Source organism: Cupriavidus basilensis (genome assembly GCF_000832305.1).
GTDB classification, from domain to species: domain Bacteria; phylum Pseudomonadota; class Gammaproteobacteria; order Burkholderiales; family Burkholderiaceae; genus Cupriavidus; species Cupriavidus basilensis_F.
The window spans coordinates 1,395,543-1,418,593 of sequence record NZ_CP010537.1 but is presented as its reverse complement, the minus strand read 5'-3'; the positions used below and the strand labels follow the sequence as shown (position 1 = coordinate 1,418,593).

Annotated in this window: 23 protein-coding genes; 16 read left to right on the top strand and 7 right to left on the bottom strand. The window is 67.1% G+C overall.

From position 1 onward, the window contains the following. Window positions 1-117 precede the first annotated feature (117 nt). Both RR42_RS37945 and RR42_RS27025 read left to right on the top strand, forming a co-directional pair. A complete protein-coding gene (locus RR42_RS37945) occupies window positions 118-1,149 on the top strand; it encodes a S1C family serine protease (protein ID WP_158408320.1) in 1,032 nt (343 codons plus the stop codon). Window positions 1,150-1,204: 55 nt separating this feature from the next. Next, the gene (locus tag RR42_RS27025) at window positions 1,205-1,936 is read left to right on the top strand and encodes a hypothetical protein (protein ID WP_043354522.1); all 732 of its coding nucleotides are present in this window, start codon (window positions 1,205-1,207) and stop codon (window positions 1,934-1,936) included. A 21-nt stretch (window positions 1,937-1,957) separates the two neighbouring features. Here RR42_RS27025 and RR42_RS27020 read toward each other — a convergent pair whose 3' ends face one another. Next, window positions 1,958-2,878 carry an SMP-30/gluconolactonase/LRE family protein gene (locus RR42_RS27020; protein ID WP_043354520.1) on the bottom strand — a complete coding sequence of 307 codons (921 nt, stop codon included), beginning with the start codon at window positions 2,876-2,878 and terminating at the stop codon, window positions 1,958-1,960. Window positions 2,879-2,926: 48 nt separating this feature from the next. Beyond that, the gene (locus RR42_RS27015; protein ID WP_043354518.1) at window positions 2,927-3,895 is read right to left on the bottom strand and encodes a Bug family tripartite tricarboxylate transporter substrate binding protein; all 969 of its coding nucleotides are present in this window, start codon (window positions 3,893-3,895) and stop codon (window positions 2,927-2,929) included. Between the two features lie 345 nt (window positions 3,896-4,240). On the opposite strand from RR42_RS27015, the gene serA reads away from it, so the two are divergent. Further along, a complete protein-coding gene (serA, locus tag RR42_RS27010) occupies window positions 4,241-5,452 on the top strand; it encodes a phosphoglycerate dehydrogenase (protein ID WP_043354516.1) in 1,212 nt (403 codons plus the stop codon). Window positions 5,453-5,518: 66 nt separating this feature from the next. Here the strand turns inward: serA and RR42_RS41265 are convergent, their stop codons facing one another. Then, complete coding sequence (locus RR42_RS41265) at window positions 5,519-6,292, bottom strand: H-NS family nucleoid-associated regulatory protein (RefSeq protein WP_052494995.1); 774 nt, start codon at window positions 6,290-6,292, stop codon at window positions 5,519-5,521. 386 nt (window positions 6,293-6,678) lie between these two features. Between RR42_RS41265 and RR42_RS27000 the strand changes: the two genes are divergently transcribed. From RR42_RS27000 to RR42_RS26980, 5 genes are all read left to right on the top strand, one after another. Then, window positions 6,679-7,401, top strand: coding sequence for a cobalt ABC transporter substrate-binding protein (locus tag RR42_RS27000; RefSeq protein WP_043354514.1), 723 nt, complete (start codon window positions 6,679-6,681; stop codon window positions 7,399-7,401). Window positions 7,402-7,414: 13 nt separating this feature from the next. Beyond that, complete coding sequence (locus tag RR42_RS26995; protein WP_043354513.1) at window positions 7,415-7,705, top strand: DUF3649 domain-containing protein; 291 nt, start codon at window positions 7,415-7,417, stop codon at window positions 7,703-7,705. After that, window positions 7,702-9,348: a PepSY-associated TM helix domain-containing protein gene (locus RR42_RS26990; protein ID WP_043354512.1), complete on the top strand. Its 1,647-nt coding sequence runs from the start codon at window positions 7,702-7,704 to the stop codon at window positions 9,346-9,348. The genes RR42_RS26995 and RR42_RS26990 overlap by 4 nt, the downstream gene beginning before the upstream one ends. After that, the gene (locus RR42_RS26985; RefSeq protein WP_043354510.1) at window positions 9,345-9,707 is read left to right on the top strand and encodes a DUF3325 domain-containing protein; all 363 of its coding nucleotides are present in this window, start codon (window positions 9,345-9,347) and stop codon (window positions 9,705-9,707) included. The genes RR42_RS26990 and RR42_RS26985 overlap by 4 nt, the downstream gene beginning before the upstream one ends. A gap of 114 nt (window positions 9,708-9,821) precedes the next feature. Further along, a complete protein-coding gene (locus RR42_RS26980) occupies window positions 9,822-10,277 on the top strand; it encodes a PaaI family thioesterase (protein WP_236702202.1) in 456 nt (151 codons plus the stop codon). 46 nt (window positions 10,278-10,323) lie between these two features. Here RR42_RS26980 and RR42_RS26975 read toward each other — a convergent pair whose 3' ends face one another. Further along, window positions 10,324-11,745, bottom strand: a complete 1,422-nt coding sequence (locus RR42_RS26975) for an MFS transporter (protein ID WP_043354506.1) — start codon at window positions 11,743-11,745, stop codon at window positions 10,324-10,326. Window positions 11,746-11,824: 79 nt separating this feature from the next. Between RR42_RS26975 and RR42_RS40530 the strand changes: the two genes are divergently transcribed. From RR42_RS40530 to RR42_RS26935, 8 genes are all read left to right on the top strand, one after another. Then, window positions 11,825-11,989: a hypothetical protein gene (locus tag RR42_RS40530; protein ID WP_158408319.1), complete on the top strand. Its 165-nt coding sequence runs from the start codon at window positions 11,825-11,827 to the stop codon at window positions 11,987-11,989. A 231-nt stretch (window positions 11,990-12,220) separates the two neighbouring features. Further along, complete coding sequence (locus tag RR42_RS26970) at window positions 12,221-12,880, top strand: hypothetical protein (RefSeq protein ID WP_043354505.1); 660 nt, start codon at window positions 12,221-12,223, stop codon at window positions 12,878-12,880. A gap of 970 nt (window positions 12,881-13,850) precedes the next feature. Then, window positions 13,851-15,323, top strand: a complete 1,473-nt coding sequence (locus RR42_RS26960) for an MFS transporter (protein ID WP_043354502.1) — start codon at window positions 13,851-13,853, stop codon at window positions 15,321-15,323. 188 nt (window positions 15,324-15,511) lie between these two features. Then, window positions 15,512-16,588, top strand: coding sequence for a methyltransferase (locus RR42_RS26955; protein WP_043354501.1), 1,077 nt, complete (start codon window positions 15,512-15,514; stop codon window positions 16,586-16,588). Window positions 16,589-16,622: 34 nt separating this feature from the next. Continuing rightward, entirely contained in the window at window positions 16,623-17,090 is a 468-nt protein-coding gene (locus RR42_RS26950; protein ID WP_043354499.1) for a ferritin-like domain-containing protein, read from the top strand. Between the two features lie 190 nt (window positions 17,091-17,280). Further along, window positions 17,281-18,285: an NAD(P)-dependent oxidoreductase gene (locus tag RR42_RS26945; RefSeq protein ID WP_269083437.1), complete on the top strand. Its 1,005-nt coding sequence runs from the start codon at window positions 17,281-17,283 to the stop codon at window positions 18,283-18,285. A gap of 104 nt (window positions 18,286-18,389) precedes the next feature. Continuing rightward, entirely contained in the window at window positions 18,390-19,754 is a 1,365-nt protein-coding gene (locus tag RR42_RS26940; protein WP_052494994.1) for a TAXI family TRAP transporter solute-binding subunit, read from the top strand. A gap of 94 nt (window positions 19,755-19,848) precedes the next feature. Continuing rightward, window positions 19,849-20,901 carry a phytoene/squalene synthase family protein gene (locus RR42_RS26935; RefSeq protein WP_043354495.1) on the top strand — a complete coding sequence of 351 codons (1,053 nt, stop codon included), beginning with the start codon at window positions 19,849-19,851 and terminating at the stop codon, window positions 20,899-20,901. A 132-nt stretch (window positions 20,902-21,033) separates the two neighbouring features. On the opposite strand, the gene RR42_RS26930 is transcribed toward RR42_RS26935, so the two are convergent. The 3 genes from RR42_RS26930 to RR42_RS26920 form a co-directional block, all read right to left on the bottom strand. Further along, on the bottom strand, window positions 21,034-21,555 hold the full coding sequence (locus RR42_RS26930) for a hypothetical protein (RefSeq protein ID WP_043354493.1): 522 nt from the start codon (window positions 21,553-21,555) through the stop codon (window positions 21,034-21,036). Between the two features lie 191 nt (window positions 21,556-21,746). Beyond that, window positions 21,747-21,899, bottom strand: coding sequence for a hypothetical protein (locus tag RR42_RS40760; RefSeq protein ID WP_043354492.1), 153 nt, complete (start codon window positions 21,897-21,899; stop codon window positions 21,747-21,749). A 293-nt stretch (window positions 21,900-22,192) separates the two neighbouring features. Then, window positions 22,193-22,894: a TetR/AcrR family transcriptional regulator gene (locus RR42_RS26920; protein ID WP_043354491.1), complete on the bottom strand. Its 702-nt coding sequence runs from the start codon at window positions 22,892-22,894 to the stop codon at window positions 22,193-22,195. Between the last annotated feature and the right edge of the window lie 157 nt (window positions 22,895-23,051).

Below are 23,051 nucleotides of genomic sequence, written 5' to 3'. Positions count from 1 at the left end.
GGAAAGGCCAGACAGCCAGCACCGTCAGCGTGGCGGCTGAATCCGGCGAAACCAGTCACCAGAATGAACATCATGGGTCGGGCGCAAGACATTGCGGCAAGCGTCGCTATTTCGTGTTTGGCTTTTGGCATCTCGACGGATTGCCTGGCGCTGGATTCGGCCGAACTCTATGAGCGCGAATCACCCAGCATCTGGGTGGTATCCGTCTTCGACGCGCAAGGCACGCGGTTCGGCCTGGGCAGCTCGGTGGTGATCGGGCCGGAGGAGCTGGTCACCAACTGCCACGTGCTCAAGAGCGGCAAGTCCATCAGCATCCGGCGCGAGAAGGTCACGTATGGCGCCAGCCTGGTGCACGCCGATGTCGAGCGCGACCTCTGCATCCTGCGCGCCAAGGGCCTCACCGCACCGGCGGCAAAGATCGCGCCGCTGGCCGCGCTCAAGGTGGGGCAGAAGGTCTACGCCATCGGCGCGCCGCGCGGCTACGAGCTGACGCTGAGCGATGGCCTGCTCTCCTCGCTGAACAAGGACGAGCGCGACCGCATCGTCCGCTTGCAGACCACCGCCCCGATCTCCCCGGGCTCCAGCGGTGGCGGCCTGTTCAACACGGACGGGCAACTCGTCGGCATTACCTACCTGATGCGGACCGACGCGCAGAACATCAACTTTGCCATTCCCGCGCAATGGATCAGCGAGGTGCCGGCGCGGTCCGCGCTGGCGCTGCAGAAGTTCCGTAGCGAGACGGCATCCGCCGCTCCGCCTGCCATGGCGCTCCCGCCTGGCCCGCCTGGCCAGGGCGCCACGGCCTACGCCCCGGCCCGGCCCGCATCCGGCCCGCAGGGCAGGCAACTGACCGGGGCCGAGCTGACCAGCCATTTCATGCATCTTGGCAGGATCAATGCCATCGCGCCGTCCGGCGTTACGCTCTGGATGCAGGTCCGGGAAAGCGGCAGCCTGGATGTGACCAATTCCGTCAGCCGCGGCTATTCGTCCGGGCGCTACCGCATCGAGCCGGAAACCAGCCAGGTCTGCCTGGAGATGGCCAACCCGAATTTCAGCGCGATGCAGACGTGCTATCGGCTGACCGAGGCCGACGGACGCTATATCATGCGATCCGCCACCAGTCCCTATTACTTTTCATACACGAAGTAGCGAGCGGGCGCCGGCCGCAGCGGCTAGCCTCGCCATTTCTCTCTGGGCACAAGACATGGGAAACCGATATCGAAATAGCGCCCCCGTCGCGCTGGCCTTGGCGTCGATGCTGCTGGGCGGCTGCGCGCCGACCACCGTCGGCGTGACCAGCCGCGCCAGCGACTACACCGGCAAGCCCACCCGCATGTATGTGCTGGGCACGACCGGCATGGGGTGGAACAGCGACTTCTCCGCAGCGTTCGCGGCCAAGTTCCGCGAGGTGACCCGGCAGTGCGGCGTGGAATCGGCGTACGACGAGATCTCGGGGCTGGAGCTGGACTCGACCGCGCTGACCGGCAGGATGCGTACGTTCGGCGCCGATACGGTACTGACCATCGCCAATGGCGGGGGCGTGGTCAATGCGTCCGGCGGCCGCCTGTCGATCGACTATGGCACGACGCTGACGGATGTCAGGCAGAACCGTGCGGTGTGGAAAGGCAAATACACGTTCAGCCGCGGCGGCACCATCATCCCGATCGAGGAACGCGCTGCAGTCCTGGCGATCGACATCACCAACAGCCTGAAGAAGGACCGCTTCCTCACCGGCTGCGCGCAGATCGCGCTGGGCCAGAATGGCCGGCTCGACCCGGCTGCCGTGCCGCATGTCGCCGCCGGTGGCGGCAATGGCCCGGCCGGCAGCACGAATACGATCACCTCAGCCCGCCCGGCGCGACCCGTCTCCGCGCCCGCGGGCCCCACTACCGCGGCAACCCTGCGGGACCTCCAAGACCTGCTGCCACCGAAGTGACAGGCGCGGGCCGCAACGGGATCAAACGCCCAGCCCGGCCTCGTCCAGATCCGCGAACAGGATCGTGCCGGTTTCCGATTCGGTGACAAACACCTTGCGCGGCTGCCCTGGCTCAACGGCGGGCTGAAACACCAGGTTGGTGGTGGTTGCGCCCGCCGGGCTGGCGAGGATCGCCTCGGGCTCGCCACGCTTGCTCAGCACCCACACGCAGCCCAGGCTGGCATGCGCCACAAACAGCCGGTCACGGCTGTCGATGGCCATGCCGTCGGGGCCGCTGGTGCCGTAGAACGTAAAGAACTGCCCCACCTTCGACACACTGCCGTCGGCCTGCAACGGCACGCGCCACACGCAATTGCCGCGCGTGGCCGCCACGAACAGCACCTTCTCGTCGCAGGACAGCGCCAGGCCGTTGGGGCTGGGCACATTGCCCAGCAGCAGGTCCAGCTGCCCACCGGGCCGCAGGCGGTAGACGCGGCCCGTGGGATCGTGCAGGCCGGTCTGGCCCTGATCGGTGAAATACAAGTCGCCACGACGAGAGATCACCAGGTCGTTCACGCCCTTGAACTGCTCCGCGTTGCGCCGTCCCAGCAAGGTGGTCACCTCGCCCGTGTCCACGTTGACGCGCAACAGGCCGTTGCGATAGTCCGCCACCACTAGTTCGCGCGCATTCAGGAACTTCATGCCATTGGGCTCGCCCTTGTACTCGGCGACCAGCGACCACTCCCCGGCCGGCGAGATGCGCAGGATGCGCCCGAACGGGATGTCCGTCACGTACAGGTTGCCCGCGGGGTCGAATACCGGCCCCTCCAGGAAGCTGTCGATGCAGGCCCCGCCCTTGTTGGCATCGGCCCATTCGGAGCGCACGCCGGTCTTGCGCAAATGCGCGGGCATGGCCGAGAAGACCTGGAGGGATATCTCGCGGGGCACCGTTCTGAAGTACATGTTCGTTCCTTGTTGTCCTGGCGCTGCGCAACGGCGGCGCTTGCCCATTTACTCGGCCTTCACATCGGCGGATTTTGCCACCTGGCTCCACAGCGCGGTGTCGTCCTTGATGCGCCTGGCGAAGTCTGCCGGCGCAATGCCGCCCGGCTGGGCACCCATGCTGGCCATGCGCTCCTTCACCTCCGGGCTGTTCACGCTCTTTTGCACCTCCGCCTGCAACTTGGCGACCAGCGCAGGGGGCGTGCCTTTGGGCGCCGCCAGGCCAAACCAGTTGATGACCTTGTAGTCCTTGAGGCCAGCTTCGGCAAAAGTCGGCACGTCCGGCAGCGCCGGCACGCGCGCCGCGCCCGTGACCGCCAGCGCGCGGGCCTTGCCGCCCTTGATCTGCGGCACCGCGGTCGGCGTGGCGGTGATCAGGATATCCACGTTGTTGCCGATCAGCCCCATCAGCGCATCGCCCGCGCCCTTGTATGGGATATGCGTGATCGATATCCTGGCGTCCTTCTTGAAGACCTCGGCGGACAAGTGCGTGGAGCTGCCGGCGCCGCCCGAGCCGAAGTTCAGCTTGCCCGGGTTTTGCCTGGCGAAGTCGATCAGTTCCTGCAGCGTCTTGAACTTCGAGCTCGCGGGCACGATCAGGATCACCGGCGTCTGCGCAATCGTGGTCACCGGCACCAGGTCGTTGTTGTAGTCCCAGGGCAGCGCCTTGAACAGCGACGGCAGCATGGTGTACGTGGTGTCGTTGGCCAGCAGCGTGTAGCCATCGGGCGCGGAACGTGCCACCTGCAGCGTGCCGATGGTGCCGCTGGCGCCGGGCTTGTTCTCCACGAAGAACGACTTGCCGGTGCTTTCGGTCAGCTTCTGCGCCACCTGACGGGCCACGAAATCGGTGGTGCCACCGGCGGTGTATGGCACGACGATGCGCACCGGCTTGTCGGGCCAGGTGCCGCCGTGGGCATAGGTGGTGGCCACACTGAGGGTTGCCAGGGCAAGGCTGGCGCAAAGGCGGTGGTACATGGCTGTCTCCATTGATGCCTGACTGATGTCCGGTGTCCGGTGTTCGCTATGCGTGGCTCACGCCTGCTCTTGGCGGCGGGTCGTTCTTCCGAAGTTGTCGCACCGAATATTCTATTAGACGGAACGACATTCCGATTAATTGTAGGGGCCGTTGATTCGCCGGTCAATCCGGGGGCTTTCCCTAGCGGGCCTCGTCCCGGGCGGGACGGATTTGCCATTGGCGGCAATGTGGGTGTTCGGCTGGGCAGCGCTGCCTGCGTTACCATGGCAGCGTACGTTTCACCTTGCGCATGCCCTCGCGCTGCCGCACCCATCTCGCGCCTTCGCCGCCATCACCCAATCGCCATGACCTCAGCACTGCTGCTTGAAAACATCCATGACACCGCCGTCGAGCGCTTCAAGGAAGCGCATGTCACCGTCGAGCGCCGCACTGGCGCGCTCGCTGGCGACGAACTGCATCGCGCTCCCGCGGCCCACCAGATTCTCGGCATTCGCTCCGCCACGCACCTTGGCGCCGCAGAAATCGAAGCCGCCAGGCACCTCGTGGCCATTGGCTGCTTTTGCATCGGCACCTCGCAGGTAGACCTCGACGCCGCGGCCCGCGCCGGCATGCCGGTGTTCAACGCGCCGTTCTCCAATACGCGTTCCGTGGCCGAGCTGGTTATCGCGGAGGCGATCCTGCTGCTGCGCCGCGTTCCCGAGAAAAACGCGTTGGCGCACGCCGGCAAATGGGCCAAGGGCGCAAGCGGGTCGTTCGAGGCGCGCGGCAAGACCATCGCCATCATCGGCTATGGCAATATCGGCTCGCAGGTTGGCGTGCTGGCAGAAGCCATGGGCATGCGCGTGGTGTACTACGATGTGCAGGCCAAGCTGTCGCTGGGCTCGGCGCGCGCGGCGCGCTCGCTGGCGGATGCGGTGTCGCAGGCCGACATCGTGACGTTGCATGTGCCGGCCACCGCGCAGACCAGGAAGATGATCGATGCCGACGTGCTCCGGCAGTTCCGGCGCGGCGCAATCCTGATCAATGCGTCGCGCGGCACCGTGGTGGATATCGAAGCGCTGCGCGCGGCGTGCGATGACAACCATATCGCCGGCCTGGCGATCGACGTCTTCCCCGAAGAGCCCAAGACCAACGCTGACCGCTTCACCAGCCCGCTGCAAGGCGTGCCCAACGCGATCCTGACGCCGCATATCGGCGGCAGCACGGAGGAGGCGCAGGAAAATATCGGCACGGAAGTCGCCACCAAGCTGATTGCCTTCCTCAGGACGGGCGACACGATTGGCGCGGTGAATTTCCCCGAGGTGAGCCCCGGCCCGCTGACGTCGCCGGCGCGGCTGCTCAACGTGCACGGCAACGCGCCGGGCGCGCTCGCCGCGCTCAACACGCTGCTGGCGCGCGACGGGGTCAACATCGTGGCACAGCACCTGCAGACGCATGGCCAGATGGGCTACGTGGTGACCGACCTCGACAAGGTGCCCTCGCCAACGCTGGCCGCCGCGCTGGATGCGGAAACGACATTCATCCGCTGCCGCACCATCATTAACCCGCTGGCCTGAACGGCAGCGCGGCGCCATCGCTGCCTCGCCGGCAGCGGCCAGGACAGCGGCCATCGGCCGCTGTCTTCAATTCACCCGGAAATGCTCCACCGACTGGCCCGCGTTGACTGCGCGCAGCAGCCATGCGGGCATGGGGCCCACGCCATCCCAGACTTGTCCCTCCGCATTGCGGTAGCGGCGTGCGGGGGCGCTCGCCTGCGGCACTGCTGGCGCAGGTGCTGCCGCGGCCGGCGCGGCGGCGGCCTCGGCCGCCTGTGCAGGGGCTGCTGCAGGGGCCGCCGGTTTCACGGCTCCCGCTTTCTGCACGGGCACGGACATGGTCACCCGTGCAGGCGCAGGCGCGGCGGCCGGGGTTGCCGCCGGCTCTGCAGCCAATGCTGCCGCCGGCTTTTCCGCGGGCACGGCTTCAGCGACTGCCACCGCATCTGCGACAGGCGCGGCGACAGGCGCAGCGACCGGCGTTGCGATTGGCGTTGCGATTGGCGCGGCGACCGGCACAGCAGGCTGCGCTGATTCCCTGACAGGGGCAGGAGCGCGTTTGCGCGCCACGGCCTTGCGCGATGGCTCAGGTGCGACTACCGGCGGCGCGGTGATCGGCCCGGCAGGCAACAACGCGGGTGGTGCCGTGATCGGTCCTGCGGGCAATCGCGCCTGGGCTACATCCGTTTCACTTTCCTCCACGATGGGTTCCTCGGCCGGCGCCCTGGCAGGCGCCGCCTCCCAGTCAAAACAACCTGCCGCCTCCAGTTCATCCATGGAGATGCCGAACCGCTCCATCTGGACGCGAATCCAGACAATGGCGGCGACTTTCTTGACGTCGGCGGGATCAGAAGAAGGCATGGCAAAAGACACAATAAATGCAGGTAGAAGGAGCGGGGGAACGGTCGCGGATGCGGCGCTGGCAGCACCCTGGAGATCCTGAGGATCGCACATGATAGCCGAGCGCGGGACCGGCCCCCGCCGAGCTTTGAATCCGGACGCAAAAGCCGGGCCACAGGCCCCTCTCCTGCACCCCCTCGATGACCGCAAATCCGCCTCCGGGGGGCATTGGCCAGCCTGCGTCCATGCCCCGCCCCCAACGCTGCGCCATCATGCAAAACCCACACAAGTTAAATGAGAACGATTATCATATGCGACTTCACGATCACGATTTCCCGGCCGTCCCGGCCAGCGGCCTGTGCGCAACACGGCACTGCCAGCCCCCGTCTTGAAAGGATGCATCGCCCATGAATCGCCTCATCACCTCCGCCCTGCTTTGCGGCGCCGCACTGAGCGGCACCGCTCAGGCTCACCAGGTCTGGCTGGAGCAAACGCCGGCGGCCGCCCAACTGTATTTTGGCGAATTCAACGAGAACCTGCGCGAAGTTTCGCCGGGACTGCTGGACCGGTTCGTGCAACCCTCTGCCGTACTGGTAACGGCAAGGGGTGAGCAACCCCTCAAGGCCGACAAGACCACCAACGGCTTCGTGCTCTCGGGGCGCGCAGGCGCGGGCGAGACCATCGTCGCGCAGGACACGGGCTATCCGCTGCTGGAGCGCAAGGACGGCGACAAGGTGATCCGCACCGCCTGGACGCCGGCGGCTCGCTTGCTGGGCGCTGGCTCCACAACCGCAGTAGCGCCCAAGCTCGCGCTGGACATCGTGCCGACCGGCCACGCCGGCGAGTACCAGGTGGTCTATGCCGGCCGCCCACTGCCCAAGGCCAAGGTGGGCGTGGCCGTGCAGTCCGGCTGGGGCCGCGAACTGCGCACCGACGACCAAGGCATCGTGCGCCTGGCGCAGCCGTGGCAAGGCACCTACGTGCTGGAGGTGCACCACGTCGACAAGACCGCCGGCGAGCGCAATGGCAAGCCATACGACATCGCCAGCTACGTCACCACCCTGTCGCTGACGCAGGGCGATGGCCTGCCCGCGGTACCCGCGGTGCCGGCAGCCACGCCCAACAAGTAAGGGAGCGCTTGTCATGGGATTGAGCCAGACCGGCCGCTATCGCCTTGGCGTTGCCTCGCGCGTGGTGGCCGCCATCGGGGGCGGCTACGTGCTCGCGGCCGTGGCCACCGGGCTGCTTGCCGTGGTGCTGCCCATGCCGCCCGCCGAGGCGGTGATGACAGCCACGCTGCTGTCGTTCTCGCTTTACGCGTGCGCGGTGCTGTGGGTGTTCGCCGCCGGCAGCGCGTGGCGCGCCTGGGCCGGCGTGGCGGTGCCTGCCGTGGGGCTCGGCCTCTTGCTGGCCGCCTTGCGCAGCGCGCCATGAGGGCCGGGCTGCGTCAATCGATGGCCTGGCTGCATAGCTGGTCCGGACTGCTGGTGTGCTGGGTGCTGCTGCTGGTGTTCTGCGCCGGCACTGCCAGCTACTTCAAGGACGAGATCACGCTATGGATGCAGCCCGAGCTGCACCGCTCGGCCGCCACGCAAGTGTCTAGCGCCGACGCCGCCGGCCGTGCGGTAGCGTACCTGCAGCGCAACGCCGCGGACTCGCCCCGCTGGTTCATCGACCTGCCGGATGCGCGCAACCCTGCGGTAAGCGTGCTGTGGATGCGCCCACCCGGCGCGCCGGCCTCAGGCATCGGGGGCGGCCGCGGCCGCTTCGAGAGCCGCACGCTGGATCCGGCCACCGGCGCCTTCCTGCAGGCCGTGCGCGACACGCGCGGCGGCGAGTTCCTCTACCGCCTGCACTTCGACCTGTACTTCATGCAGGCGATCTGGGCGCGCTGGATCATCGGGTTTTGCGCCATGTTCATGCTGGTGGCCATTGTCAGCGGCATCATCACGCACCGGCGCATCTTCCAGGACTTCTTCACCTTCCGGCCGCGCAAGGGCCAGCGCTCCTGGCTCGATGCGCACAATGCCACCGCCGTGCTGGCCCTGCCATTCCACCTGATGATCACCTACACCGGGCTGGTCACGCTGATGTTCATGTACATGCCGTGGGGCATCCAGACTGCGTACCAGGGCAACCAGCAGGCTTTCAACAATGAGGCCTTCGGCCGCGCGCCACAAGGCAAGCCAAGTGGGCAGGCGGCTGCGCTGACGCCGGTCGCCCCGCTGGTGGAGCAAGCCGTGCGCCATTGGCGTGGCGCGCAGCCCACCCGCGTCGCCATCATGCTGGCGGGCGATGCCAACGCCACCATCACGGTGTCGCGCGGCACCGAGGGTTCGCTGTCCGCCAATGCGCCGTCGATGCGCTTTAACGGCGTCACCGGCGCCCTGGTCGCGGCCACGGGAGACGCGCCCGGCGCGGCCAACCAGACGCGTGGCGCGATGGTGGGCCTGCACGAGGCGCATTTCGCCGGGCCCTTGCTGCGCGCGCTGTTCTTCGTGAGCGGGCTGGCAGGTTGCGCCATGGTGGCCACCGGTGCGCTGCTGTGGGGCGTGAAGACGCGCCAGGGCCAGGCCAAGGCGCTGGCGGCCGGCGCGCGCCCGAGCTTTGGCCTGCGGCTGGTGGATGCGCTCAACCTCGGCGCTATTGCCGGCCTGCCGATCGCGTTTGCTACGTACTTCTGGGCCAACCGCTTGCTGCCCGTGGGCATGCCGCACCGCCCCGACGCGGAGATCCATGCCTTCTTCATCGCCTGGAGCGTGGCAGCCGTGCTGGCGCAGGTGCGGCCGACGCGCACCATGTGGCGCGTGCAGTTGTGGGCCGGTGCGCTGATGCTCGCTGCCATTCCCGTACTCAACGCCTTCACCACGCAGACCCACCTGGGCGTGACGCTGCTGCAGGGCCAGGGGCCCGCTGCCGTGGCCGGGTTCGACCTGACGGTGCTGGCGCTGGGCATTGCGCTGGGCGCGGCAGCGCATGTCCTGGGGCGGCGCGCCAAGGCGCGCATGCCCGCGCAGCGCTCGGTGCCAGCCAAGGACATCGGCATGCCATCCAGCGATGCGAAGGGAGCCGCATGAGCGCAAGCCTGGGTTTCTTCACTGCACTGGCCTTCGCCTATAGCGGCTTCACCGCGCTGAGCCAGACGCTGGACCGGCACTATGCCGATCGCCACGGCCGCGGCGCCGCGGCTTCGCCCGCCGAGCGCCTGCGCCTGCAGGGACTCGGCTGGGCCGCGCTGGCCCTTGCCCTGGCGGCTTGCGTGCAGCAGCAAGGCTGGCCGATGGGCAGCGTCTCATGGGTCGGCACGCTGACGCTCGGCGCGCTCGTGCTGGTGCTGCTGCTCGGCTACGCGCCGGCCATCGCGGTACGCGCCGCCCGCTGGGCAGGGATGCTCGGCGGATGCGGGCTGCTAATGATGAGCGCGATGCCCGCCTAGCCATCCCGGGGCCTGCGAACAGGATCAGGCGCGCGGCAAACGCATCGCGCCCGTCCCGCCGCAGAGCGTGACAACGACGCCGTCCGGATTGCCGCAGGCCCGCTAGCGGCTATCATGACGGCCATTCCAACTCACCGGCACAGTCCTTCGCCCGCCATGCCTGACAACACCCCCGCAAGCCAGCCATACGCACTGGAGAATCCCTTTCTCGAATCGCTGAATCTCACCATCGTGGAGTGGCAGCCGGACCTGGTGCGCATGTCGCTGATGCCGCAGGCCGCGCACCTCAACAACACGGGCGTGGTGCAAGGCGGCATCCTGGCCACGCTGCTGGACGCGGCGGGCGGCTACGCCGGGCTGTTTCCCGAGAATGGCGTGCGCCGCGCCGCCACTACCATCTCGCTGAACGTCAACTATGTCTCGTCCGCGCAAGTAGAGCCGCTGCTGGTGGTCGGCCGGCGCGTGGGCGGTGGCCGCCGGGTATTTTTCTCCAACGCCGAGGTCACCGACAGCCAAGGCCGTCTGATCGCCACCGCGCAGGCCGCATTCCGCAGGAAGGATCCGGCCTGAGCAGACCAGACCGCGCCCGTGTTGCCGGCGCGCCATGCAAGGCGGGCTAATCGCGCGACGACAGCGGCGGCGCGATCTCTTCCAGCGGGCGCTTCTCCGCATTGACCGCATAGCGCAGGGCAAACAAGCCCGCAACGATCACCAGCGCCGCGCCGATGCCATAGCCAACAGCCACCGCGGCGCGGCTGCCGCTCTCGATCAGCGCGCCGAACAGCAACGGACCGATAAAGCCCCCGGTGCCTGTCCCCACAGCGTAGAACACGGAGATGGCGAGGGCGCGCGTCTCGATGGGAAAGACCTCGCTCACCGTCAGGTAAGCGGAACTGGCCGCCGCGGAGGCCAGGAAAAACACCGCCGACCAGCACAGCGCCTGGCTGCGTGCATCAAGCCAGCCCTGCTCGAAGGCCCACCCGGTCATGGCCAGTCCCACGCCGCAAAGCACATAGGTCAGCCCGATCATGCGGCGGCGCCCGATGTGGTCGAACAGTGGCCCCAGCAGCAGCGGCCCCAGCACATTGCCCAGCGCAAAGGGGAAGATATACAGCGCCACGCGGTTATCGGGCACGCCGTGAAAGCGCGTGAGCACCAGCGCATAGGTAAAGAAGATCGCGTTATAGAAGAACGCTTGCGAGACCATCAGCGCCAGGGCTACCGCGCTGCGCAGCCGGTAGCGCTTGAACAGCACATGCGCGACCTCGCCGAGCGTGGGCGCCGCGCGCCTGGAAAGCAGGATCTTGCCCGTGGCCGGCGGCAACGCGCCGCACTGGGCCACCACCTGCGCCTCGATGGCGGCGACGATGCGCCCGGCTTGCGCGCCACGCCCATGCGTGAGCAGCCAGCGTGGGCTCTCCGGCACGTCCCGGCGCACCAGCAAGATGGCTAGCGCCAGCACTGCGCCGAGCAGGAACGCCACGCGCCAGCCCAGGGCCGGGCCCAGCACGCGCGGATCCAGCAGCACCAGGCTCAGGCCCGCGCCAAGTGCGGCGCCGAACCAGAAGCTGCCGTTGATGGCCAGGCTGACGCGCCCGCGCACGCGCGCCGGGATCAGTTCATCGATGGCCGAGTTGATCGCCGCGTACTCGCCCCCGATGCCAAGGCCCGTCAGGAAGCGGCACACCGCGAAGAAGACAAAACCCGTGGAAAAAGCGGTGGCCAATGTCGCCGCCATGTACACCGCCAGCGTCACCAGGAACAAGGCCTTGCGGCCAAGGCGGTCCGCAAGGCGGCCGAACACCAGCGCGCCCGTTACCGCACCAGCGATGTACAGCGACCCTAGCCACCCTACCTGCGCCGCATCGAGGCCCAGGCCATCCGGGCGCTCGAGCACGCCACCCAGCGATCCCACCAGCGTCACCTCGAGCCCGTCGAGCACCCACGCCACCCCCAGCGCGACTACCACCCGCCAGTGCCAGCGCGACCACGGCAGGCGGTCCAGGCGGGCGGGGATATCGCTCTGAATGACTGGCATGACAGTTAGCCGTCAGCGCCCAACGCGCCAGGCGCGCGACGCCTACAATGAATCATGGTCACCATATTAGGGAACCGCCATGATCGCCTATATGCTCTTCCTCGGGGTAATTGTCCTGCTCTACGCCTTCGTCATTCGCGCAGGCTTTTTCCACAAGTCGGTGCTCTATCCGGAACACGCCCATCCGTTCCATTACTGGTGGGACCGGATCGTCCATCACCAGAAGAAAGAGAAAACCAGCTAAGGCGCTTGGCGCTTGGCGCTTGGACCCCGCAAGGCCTGACCAGGCCGCCCAGCCCGCCGATTGGCGGGCTGTTTCATGCTGGTGACCGGCACCGGGCACCGGGCGCCGGGCACGATCGCTGGAGCGGAAAACGGAAAACGAGCGCCTCGATAAAGAGGCCCTTGCTGCTCATGACTGCCTGCCCGGGTGCTAAACTGGCCGCCCTTCTTATCCGGCCATTGCTCCCTATCCATGCGCATTTCCCGCCTCGCTACCCGAGCTGCAATTCTTTCTGCCTGCCTGGCATCCGCCAGCACCGGCGTCATCGCTGCCGAGGCCCCGCCAGCGCCCACGCCCGGCCAGGTCACCGCCGCCATCCAGCAATCGGAAGCCGAGCGCCTGAAGCAGCTGGAGCAAACTGACCCGGCCGCGGCCGAGCGTGCGCGCTCGCCGCTTGTGGCGGGGATCATGGCTTCCATCAAGGCGCATACGGTCAAGGGCTGCCTGCCCGCCAGCGGCGGCGAGATCGTTTGCATCGTCGGGGTCAAGGCCGGCCGCCGCGACGGCTACCGCGCACTGGCCTTCGGCGGCAACCCAGAGCCGTGGGTGCTGGTGCGGCGTGAAGAACCCGCCATCAGTGGCCCGGACGCCGGGCAAGCCACCGCCTCGATGCGCGAATTTGCCCGCGGGCAATTGAAGACCCAGACGGATGCGCAGGCAGTCGCGGAACTGACCGAAATGGCCACGTCGCTGACGGTCAAGCAACTCGACGAGTGCCACCTGAGCCACGATAGCGGCAACGTACGCTGCTCTGCCGTGATCTCCACCGGCGGCAAGCCCGACCAGCGCGTCACCGGCTTTGCCTTTGCGCTTGAAGCCGGCGGCTGGCGATTCGTGCCGCGCGAGCAGTAGGCAGGCCGCTGAGGCCATCCCGGGCCACTGCCCCGCAGACAGCGGGGATCACATCGCCTAGCTTCGAGTGTTGATCCAAGTCAAGTGGGTGATGAAGCACAATCCCCACGCTATTGGGGCAGATGCCCGGCGCCCACGGTGAGACACTGCGTGCGGGCGAGAAAAGCGTCTCGCCCAATGTCACTTCTTCATGCCCTCCGTTTATCCGGTGGGCATTTTTTTTGGCCTTGCCGAGCGCAGCCATCGCTTTCAAGGCCGCAGCAGACCCCGAAACATCATGTGCCGCGCGAAACGTCCTCGCCGCAATGGCCCGGGCGCTTTTCCGCCGTCAATAGTCCTTCAATGATTACCCCAACAAGAGGGGATCTTCCCCGCGCAAGATGGGTGCACAATCCGGCCTGAAACAGCAACCGCAGGCCTCGAATCCCATGCTAAATGACGCGAAACCACAGGTCGATCCGGCCCGCCGCGGCGAAGCCGTGAAGGAGTTGGGCGCCGGTGCGCGCACGGATACGGGGATGCCTGGCGCGCGGGCCACGGCGCAGCAGATCGCGGAACGCCGGACGCGGGCCCTCGCGGATTTACTCGAGGAAGCGATTCGGAGCGGGACGCCGCGGGCGCTGCGAAGCCATCGCAGGCGGTAGCTTTCGCCCTTTCGCCCTTTCGCCGGCGCCGTGATCCTCCTGGTGCCTGCGGCGGTCGTCATGGGCACCTTGATTACCTGCCACGTAATTGGCGCGCAGCCCCCCAGCTCCGACACTGAGCTTGCCTGGACTCGCCAGGTAACCGCCACCGGAGCTGCCTCATGCCTGCCACCGCCATTGCACATTCCGCCCCGTCCCCGCGCCAACCCCACGCATCAACCCCCACTTGGCGCCATTCCACGCAGCCCGGCCATGTGCCGACCCGTGACGGCTTGCCGCTGTTCGTGCGCGAACTCGGCTAAGGCCTCTTGCCAAGGACTCCAGCCATGACCTTCTCGAGCCTGAACCGCGCCGAGAGCGCGCCCGTCCCGCACCACGCCGCCGCATCGTCCCCGACCGCCATGGACCGCCTGGCCCTGCTGGTGATGCTGAGCGGCACCTTCATGGTGGTGACGGATTTCTTTATCGTGAATGTGGCGCTGCCGGCCATCCAGCGCGAATTGCATGCCAGCGCCGGCGCGCTGCAGTTCGTGGTGGCGGGCTATGGCCTGGCCAATGCCACCGGGCTGATCACCGGCGGGCGGCTGGGCGACATGCTCGGGCGGCGCCGCATGTTCATGCTGGGCCTGTTGCTGTTCGCGCTCGCCTCCGCCGCTTGCGGGCTTGCCCCGTCCGCGCCCGCACTGGTCGCGGCACGCGTGGCGCAGGGCCTGGCGGGCGCGCTGCTCCAGCCGCAGGTGCTGGCCATGCTCTCGCTCACCTACACCGGCCCCGCGCGGGCGCGGGCCTTCGCCGCGTACGGTCTCACGCTAGGCCTGGCGGCGCTGCTCGGCCAACTGGTAGGCGGCGCGCTGATCCGGGCAGACCCGGGCGGGCTGGGCTGGCGCGCTTGCTTCCTGATCAATGTGCCCGTGGCCATCATTGCGCTGCTGCTGGCGCCACGCGTGTTGCGCGCATCGCCGCCCACCAGCGGCAGCAAGCCGGACGTGCCTGGCATGGCGCTGTTGGCGGCGGCGCTGGGTGCGCTGGTGTGGCCTCTGGTGGAAGGCAGGCAGCAAGGCTGGCCGCCCACCACCCTGCTTGCGCTGGCCATGGCGCCCGTGTTGCTCGCCATGTTCGCCTGGCATCAGCGCCGGCTGCATGCGCGCGGCGGGCAGCCGCTGGTGAGCCCGGCGCTGTTCGCCGCGCCAGGCTTTGCGCGCGGCCTGGCCGTGACGGTCGCCTTCTACGCCGGCAATGCCTCGTTCTACTTCGTGCTGGCGCTCTACCTGCAAGACGGCCTTGGCCTGAGCCCGCTGCAAGGCGGCGGCGCGTTCACGATGCTGGCGCTGGGCTTCTTCGCCACTTCACTGGCCGCGCCGCGCATCGCCGCCCGCCTGGGGCGCTCGTCCATCGCCTATGGCGCCATGCTGCTGGCGGCGGGCCACTGGCTGCAACTGGCGAACACGCTGCTGCCATGGCAGGCGCAAGGCCCCGGCTTGATGACCGTGATGCTGATCCTGCTGGTGGTACAGGGCGCGGGCATCGGCATGGTGATGGCGCCGCTGGCTTCCGCCGTGCTGGCGGGGACGGCGCAACACCATGCCGGCGTGGCCGCCGGTGTGCTGGCCACGGTGCAGCAGGTGGGCAATTCGGTTGGCGTGGCGCTGGTCGGGAACCTGTTCTATGCGCGGCTGGAAAGCGCCGGCACGGCGCATGGCTACGACAGCGCCTTTGCCTGGTGCCTGGGATGCCTGCTCGGCCTTGCGCTGCTTGTCACCCATCTTTGCCACGGTCGGCGGCTGGCGGCGGCCCTGTAGGCCCCGCAAGCCCCATAGGCCGAAGGGGCATTCAGTGGCATCCCCCGGCAGGATGCGGGTGCCCAAGGCTGCCGCGCCAGAATCGGCTGGATTTCGCCTCTTCCGGCATCTAGAGTTACCAGCATCCATCCCTACGCCCCGGCGCCCGGGTATCCAGGTATGCGCCGGTGGCGGCGACGAGGTGACTTATGCAGAACGGAAAAGACGTCGCCCGCGGCCCCACGCCCGCCAGCCCATGGCAGGTGCCGGACCTGACACCGGAGCGGGTGTTGCAGCTCGGGATGGGCTTCTGGGCCTCCAAGACCCTGCTCAGCGCGGTGGAGCTTGGCGTGTTCACGCAACTGGCGAAGGCGCCGCAGCCGGCCGGCGCCCTGGCCGCCGCCCTTGGCCTGCATCCACGCGGCGCGGTGGATTTCCTCGATGCGCTGGTGGCCCTGCACCTGCTCGAGCGCGAAGACGCCGAGGCGCCCAGCCGGTACAGCAACACGCCCGACACGGACCTCTTCCTCGACAAGGCCAAGCCCAGCTATGTAGGCGGCCTGCTGGAGATGGCCAATACGCGCCTGTACCCCAGTTGGGCGTCGCTGACCGATTCGCTGCGCTCCGGCCTGCCGCAGACCCAGGCCGACGAGCATGGTGACCTCTTCGCCGCGATCTATCGGGACGAACAAGGCCTGCGCGGCTTCCTGCAAGCCATGACCGGCGTCAGCCTGGCCGCCGCCCAGGCGATGGCGCGCAAATTCCCTTGGGCGCAGTGCCAGACCTTTATCGATATCGGCACGGCGCAAGGGGCCCTGCCGGTACAGATCGCGCTGGCCCACCCGCACCTGCGCGGCGGCGGCTTCGACCTGCCCGCGGTTGGCCCGGTCTTCGAGGAATATGTCGCCTCGCATGGCCTGCAGGATCGGCTGCGCTTTTACCCCGGCGACTTCTTCAACGACCCCTGCCCGCAGGCAGACGTGCTTGTCATGGGGCATATCCTGCACGACTGGGATCTCGAGCAGAAGCTGTACCTGCTGGAAAAATGCCACGCCGCGCTGCCCGCCGGCGGCCGCCTGATCGTCTATGACGCGATGATCGACGACGCGCGCAAACAGAACGTGTTTGGCTTGCTGATGAGCCTGAACATGCTGATCGAAACCCCGGGTGGCTTCGATTACACCGGGGCGCAGTGCTGCGCCTGGGCCAGGCAAGTGGGCTTTGCGCAAGCGCGGGTGGAACCGCTCACCGGGCCTGACTCCATGATGATCGCGACCCGCCAATGACGTAGCAACGCCAAACCGTCGGAGGGAACATGCCATGGCTGAGATGGAAAAGGAAGAAGTGGTCAGCGTGCTGAACCGGATCCTCGAAGCCGAGCTTGCGGGGGTGGTGCGCTATACCCATTACTCGCTGCTTGTGTTCGGCTTTGGCCGCATCCCGATCGTTTCCTGGCTGCGCGAGCAGGCCAACGAATCCCTGCTGCATGCCCAGCAGGCGGGAGAATGGATTACCACGCTGGGGGCGTATCCGTCGCTGGCCATCGGCAAGCTGCTCGACAGCCACACCTTCGATACCGCCGCCATGCTGCGTGAGTCCCTGGAAGCGGAAAACGCTGCCCTCAAGCTGTATCGCGAGCTGCTGGCGCTGGTGGAGGATCGCTCCGTGGCACTGGAGGAGTTCGCGCGCCAGATGATCCAGATCGAGGAGCTGCATGCCGGCGAGGTCGACAAGATGCTGCGCAAGCCGGGTCAGGCCGCAGCCTTCGCGCCGCCGCCAAAAGCCTGAGGCGCCATCCGCGCGGCTGGCATGCGTCAACGCCGTGCGGGCGGCCGGCGCAGGACTTCGCCCAGGCCTTCGGATTTCAGCCGGGAAGTCGGTTCACGCACCACGGTACGGCTCACGCCATACTCTTCGGTCATGAACTTCCCGGTGGGCGGGCGCGCATTGCTTGACAAATTCGTAGCATAAATTTGCAATACAACTTCAGCACGGACGACAAGGCTATCGTCATGGGCAGCGACACGCCCTTCGGCGCGCCTCGGATGTTGGCGCCTGCAAAAAAACACAAGAAAAACACAAGAACGGAGACGACATGAAAACAATCGGCATGATCGGCGTCGGCATGATGGGCCATGGCATCGCCACCAACATCGCCAGGCACGGCCACCCGCTGGTGCTGCTCGACCATCCCGGCAACCAGCCTGTGGACGACCTGCTGGCCGCAGGCGCCACCACGGCCGCCACCCCGGCCGAGCTGGCGCGCGCGGCCGATATCGTGATCCTGTGCGTCACGGGCACCCCGGAGGTGGAGGACGTGCTGTTCCGCCCGGACGGCGTGCTTGCCGGCCTGCGCGAGGGCGCCGTGGTGATCGACTGCTCCACCGCCATTCCCTCGTCCACGGAGCGCATTGCCGCTGCGGTGGCCAAGGCCGGTGCACGCTTCCTTGACGCGCCCATGACGCGCACGCCCAAGGAAGCCGCGCAAGGCCGCCTCAACCTGATCGTCGGCGGCGACCGCGCCTTGTTCGAGCAATGCCGGCCATTGCTGTCGTGCTTCGCGGAAAACATCGTGCACGCCGGGCCGGCCGGCTCGGGCCACCGGCTCAAGCTGCTGCACAACTTTGTCTCGCTGGGCTTCTCCGCCGTGCTGGCCGAGGCCGCCGCTTGCGCTGAGCGCTCAGACGTAGACCCGGGCGTGCTGGTGGAAGTGCTGGCCAAGGGCGGCGCAGACGGTGTGATCCTCAACCGCATGCGCCCCTACATCGAGTCACGGGACAATTCCGGCTTCCGCTTCTCGATTGCCAACGCGCTCAAGGACATGGGCTACTACACCACGATGGCGCAGGAACTCGGCGCCGCACGGGCCACGGCGGAGGCGGTGCGCGATACCTACGAGCGCGCCAGCCACACCGCGCGGCCACAGCCGACGGTGCCGGAGCTGATTTCGATCCTGGCGGACGAGGCCGGCAAGGCGGCCTGATCCCATGCATGGGTTGCCCTGGGATCGCGCGCAAAACGCGCGCAAAAATGCGGCGCACAGCGGGTGCTATCATCCAACGGCCCTAGTCTCCCCCAATCGCGCCGATGCCGCCGGACCCCGCACCAGACAAGCCCACCGCCGCCAACGCGCTGCCGGATATACGCCGCTTGCGCGCCCGCTTTGTCGCCATTTCCTGGCGCGACCTGGCCGTGTCCTTCGGCCCCGTGCTGGCCCTTGCCCTGGCAGCCGTCTGGCTCGCCGTTTGGCTGGTGCAGCCGGCGCCGCCGAGCACCATCTCCATCAGCGCGGGCCCCAAGGGCAGTTCCTTCTACGACGCCGCCGAGAAGTACGCAAAGATCCTCGCGCGCAATGGCATCACGCTGAATGTGCTGGCCTCCGAAGGCTCCCGCCAGAACGTGCAGCGGCTGGCCGATCGCAAGCAGGACGTTGACCTGGCGTTGGTGCAGGGCGGCGTCTCCGGCGATGTGGACACCGAGGGGCTGGTCTCGCTGGGCAGCGTGTTCTACGCGCCCATCACGGTGCTGTACCGCGGCAAGGAACAGCATAAATTGTCCGACTTCCGCAAGTCGCGCATCGCCATCGGGCGCGAAGGCAGCGGTGCCCGCGTGCTGGCGCTGACGCTGCTCAAGGCGAACGGCATTGAGCCGGGCGGCAGTGCCGAGCTTATCGCCTTCGACGGCGAGGACGCCGCCCAGGCGCTGGTCGACGGCAAGATCGACGTGGCCATGCTGACCGGCGACTCCGCCACCGGCCCGATCATGCGCAAGCTGTTTCGCATGCCGGGCATCCGCCTGCTGGATTTCGCGCAGGCCAATGCATATACGCGGCGCTTTCTCTATCTGCAGGAGCTGGTGTTGCCCGCCGGCGCCTTCGACCTGGGCAAGAATCTCCCGGCACACCCGATCCGCCTGATCGGCCCGACGGTGGAGCTGGTGGCGCGCGACTCGCTGCATCCCGCGCTGTCCGACCTGCTGATCGAGGCCGCGCGCGAGGTCCACGGCAAGGCCGGGCTGCTGCAGAGCGCCGGGCAGTTTCCCTCCGCCACCGCGCATGAGTTCCCGCTAAGCGACGACGCCACGCGCTATTACGCATCGGGCAAGGGTTTCCTGTACCGCCACCTGCCCTTCTGGCTGGCGAGCCTGCTCTCCCGCGCGCTGGTGCTTGTGCCCGTGATCGTGATCCTGATTCCGGCCTTCCGGCTGGTGCCCTCGCTCTACCGGTGGCGGGTCAAGTCCCGCATCTATCGCTGGTACGGCGCCCTGATCGAAATCGAGCGCGTGGCGCTGGCGAACCTCTCCGAGGAAGAAAAAGCCGCCCAGGCCCAGCGCCTAGACCACATCGAAGACGCGGTCAACAAGATGAAGATGCCGCTCGCCTATGCCGACCAGTTCTATGTGCTGCGCGAGCATATCGTCTTTGTGCGGCGCAGGCTGACGGGCGCGCTCTGAGCTGGCGCTGGGGCGCTACTTCCCCGCGGCCATCGCGCCGGATGCGGATACAATCCGGCAGCGCCGACTTGTCAATCACGACCCGACCCCATCCATGCCTAACCCTACCCGGGCCTTCCTTCTTGGCCCGCTGCTCAAAGGCGTTTCACGCTCTTTCTATCTCACCCTGCGGGTGCTGCCCGCCGGGATGCGCGATCCGATCGGCCTGGCTTATCTGCTGGCGCGCGCCGCCGACACCATTGCGGACACCGCGCTGATTCCACCGCAGCAACGGCTGGAACTGCTGCTGTCGCTGCGCGATCAGGTCAACGGCGCCACGGACGACGGCACGCTCATGCGGCGGCTGGCGGCGGAGGTCGCCGGGCAGCAAGCGCTATCGGACGAGAAGGTTCTGCTCGAATCGCTCGGCCCGGCGCTGACGATGCTGTCCCGGCTGAGCGCGGCCGATCGGACAGCGGTTCGCGAGATCGTGTCGACCCTGGCCTCCGGCATGGAATTTGATCTGCGCACGTTCCCCGACGAAAGCTCCGGGCAGATTGGCGTGCTGCGCGAATGGGAAGAGCTGGACCGGTACACCTACCTGGTCGCGGGATGCGTGGGGGAGTTCTGGACCAAGATGACCTACGCCCATATGCCCGGGACGCTCAAGGCAGACTCCGAGGCGATGCTGCTGCGAGGCGTGCGCTTTGGCAAGGCGCTGCAGATGACCAATGTGCTGCGGGACTGCGCCAAGGACCTGCGGATCGGGCGCTGCTACCTGCCCGGGACGATGCTGGACCGGTATGGACTGACGCCGCAAGACTTGCTGTTGCCAGGCAATTCAGCGCGTGCGAAACCACTTCTGTTCGCGCTGATCCGCACGACGCTGGGTCATTTCCGTGAGGCGGTGGATTACACGTTTGCCATTCCTGCGTTCTCTGTTCGATTGCGCCTGGCGTGCTTGTGGCCGGTGCTTATCGGGCTGGAGACGCTGCTGCTGCTTGCGGGCAATGACGATTGGCTGGATCCGGCGAAGGTGTCCAAGATACGGCGCAGCGAGGTGTATCGGATTGTGGGGTATTCGGCGTTGATGGCGCCGTCCAATGGCTTGCTGCGGATCTGGATTGAGCGGTTGATCGGGGGGATCGAGGCGCGGCTGGAAGATTAATGGCAAAAAGGCCCTCCGCCTTCCCGCACGCGGATCCAAAGGCCATTGCGCACCTTTGCACCCGCCGCGCAACTGGCCATGGACGCGATATCACCTGGCCAGGCACTGCACAGCGGGTTGCCAAGGCGGCAATCACTTGCTGCTGGAATGGTCGTCGCCCCCAAGCGGATCGACAATGATCATGGTGCGGTCCAGCACCCCGCGATCGTCAAAGTAAGCGCTGAAGTGGGCCGGCATGTAAGCGCCGACGTAGAGCCGGTACGACCATGCCTCACGCTTCATCAGCGGGTAGTACTGGACCGGCTCGCGCGGCAGGCCGAAGCGTTGGGCCACGTCCTGCTTGGTCCAGGTGCCCGGTCGCGCCTCATAGATCTCCTTCTCGGTCAGCATCTGGCGGAAACTGGCGAGGTTTCCGCTGGCGTCGAAATCCGCCGCGTAGACTTCGAACCCGAGCGGCTGCTTCGAGTAGATCCAGCGGCTGGTGCCGGCGGCGAGCTGGTAGGTCTCCGTGGGCTTGCCGAAGGTGTCGCGCACGGCGCTCTGCGGGCTGCCGATCATCTTTTGTGCGGTCTCGACCGGCTGCAGGAACGCGCAGGCACACAGCGCAAGCGCAGCGGCGGTAGCGCCCATCCATCTGGCTAAGCGATATTGCATGACCATTCTCCATCGTTGGCGCGCGTGGTGTTCTCGGGCCAGGAACCCTTCCAGCATAGTTCAAGCACGCGCACACGCCGCGCACCCTGCCCTTGCGGTAAACGCTTCAGGCAGCGGGATTATTCCACTGGTTTCCACCAACCCGGCCGACAGTGGGGCAGTGGGGCAGTGGGACAGTGGCAGAGTTGGCCTCAACAAACGTACCCCTCGATATAGCAGAACGCCGCCGTGCCGCTTCCGTATTCGGTGTCGCGCAGCGTGAATGCGCCGGACAGGCAGATGAACGCGGTCATGCAGGCCAGGAGAACAAGCAGGCAAATTGCCAGAATGGACAGCTTTTGCATGGCAAACCCTTCCCTCAGAGAAGCAGCGGACGACGACACAATGCGTCGACGCACGGGGAAAACCGGGGTGCCAGTCGCAAAGGCGGCGCTGATGCCGCCGTTGTTTCACCCGCTGTTTCACCCTTACGCATTTCCCATGCCCGCGCCAGCACCGCGGAAAAGCGCCCGAATGTGCTCCAAAGGAAGCCACGCCGCTAGCGCTGTTGGGCAGTGCCACACACCGGGGTTGGCGCCGCCCGAACTGTTGCCTGAGCGCAGGCCGCGGCACGACCGAACGCCCCACTTCGCGTGCCCTATTCCGTGCGCCCGTCCACTCGCCGCAACGCCGCCCCCACTTCACCATAAAACGCCCGCAGCGCCGCTACCTCCAGGTCCGGCGGCAATAGTGCCGGCCAGAGCAGCGCCACGATATCCTTGGCGGTCCGCTCGATATCCACCGGCCGCTGCCTGGCGATTGCGTCCCAAAGAATGTGCTCCATCGGCCCGAAGATCGCCGAGCGCAGCAAGCTCAACGGCAGGTCTGCCCGGATCTCCCCACTCTCCCGCGCGCGCGCCAGCATATCCATCAGCGGCGCGGTGTAGCGCCGCTGCAGCGGCACGAACACCTCGCCCAGCCCCGGCCCCCTGGCGCGGCCTTCGGAGAGCACCAGCGCGCATAGCCCGGTGCCCTGGATCAGGAACAGCCGAAGATGCGTGCGCACGAAGAACTCGAGCTGCGCCTTGGTGCTCTGGCCGCGCGGCATGCCTTCTTCCACCGCCGCGATGATCTCGTCGTACCAGTCTTCGATCACCCGCACACAAAGTTCGCGCTTGCCGTGGAAATAGGTAAACACCGTGGCTTCGGAGATGCCCAGGCGCTGGGCGATCTCGGTGGTGGTGGTGCGCTCGTAGCCCATCTCGGCAAAGACTTCGCGGGCCACGCGCAGGATGTCGCGGATGCGTTGCTCCGCCTTGGCGCTCGCGGGGACGCGGCGCCGCACCATGATGTCGTCCATCGACGTGTTACCTCGCTTGCCGGAAGCCGGCGATTATAGTGCGGCGCAGCATAAAACAGATGCCCGGGCACGCCTTGGGGCGCTGCTCGCCCCCAGTCACGGGATTGTAATTGATCTTTACTCAACTCACGGTTGCAATTTTTCGGGTCTGCGTGTA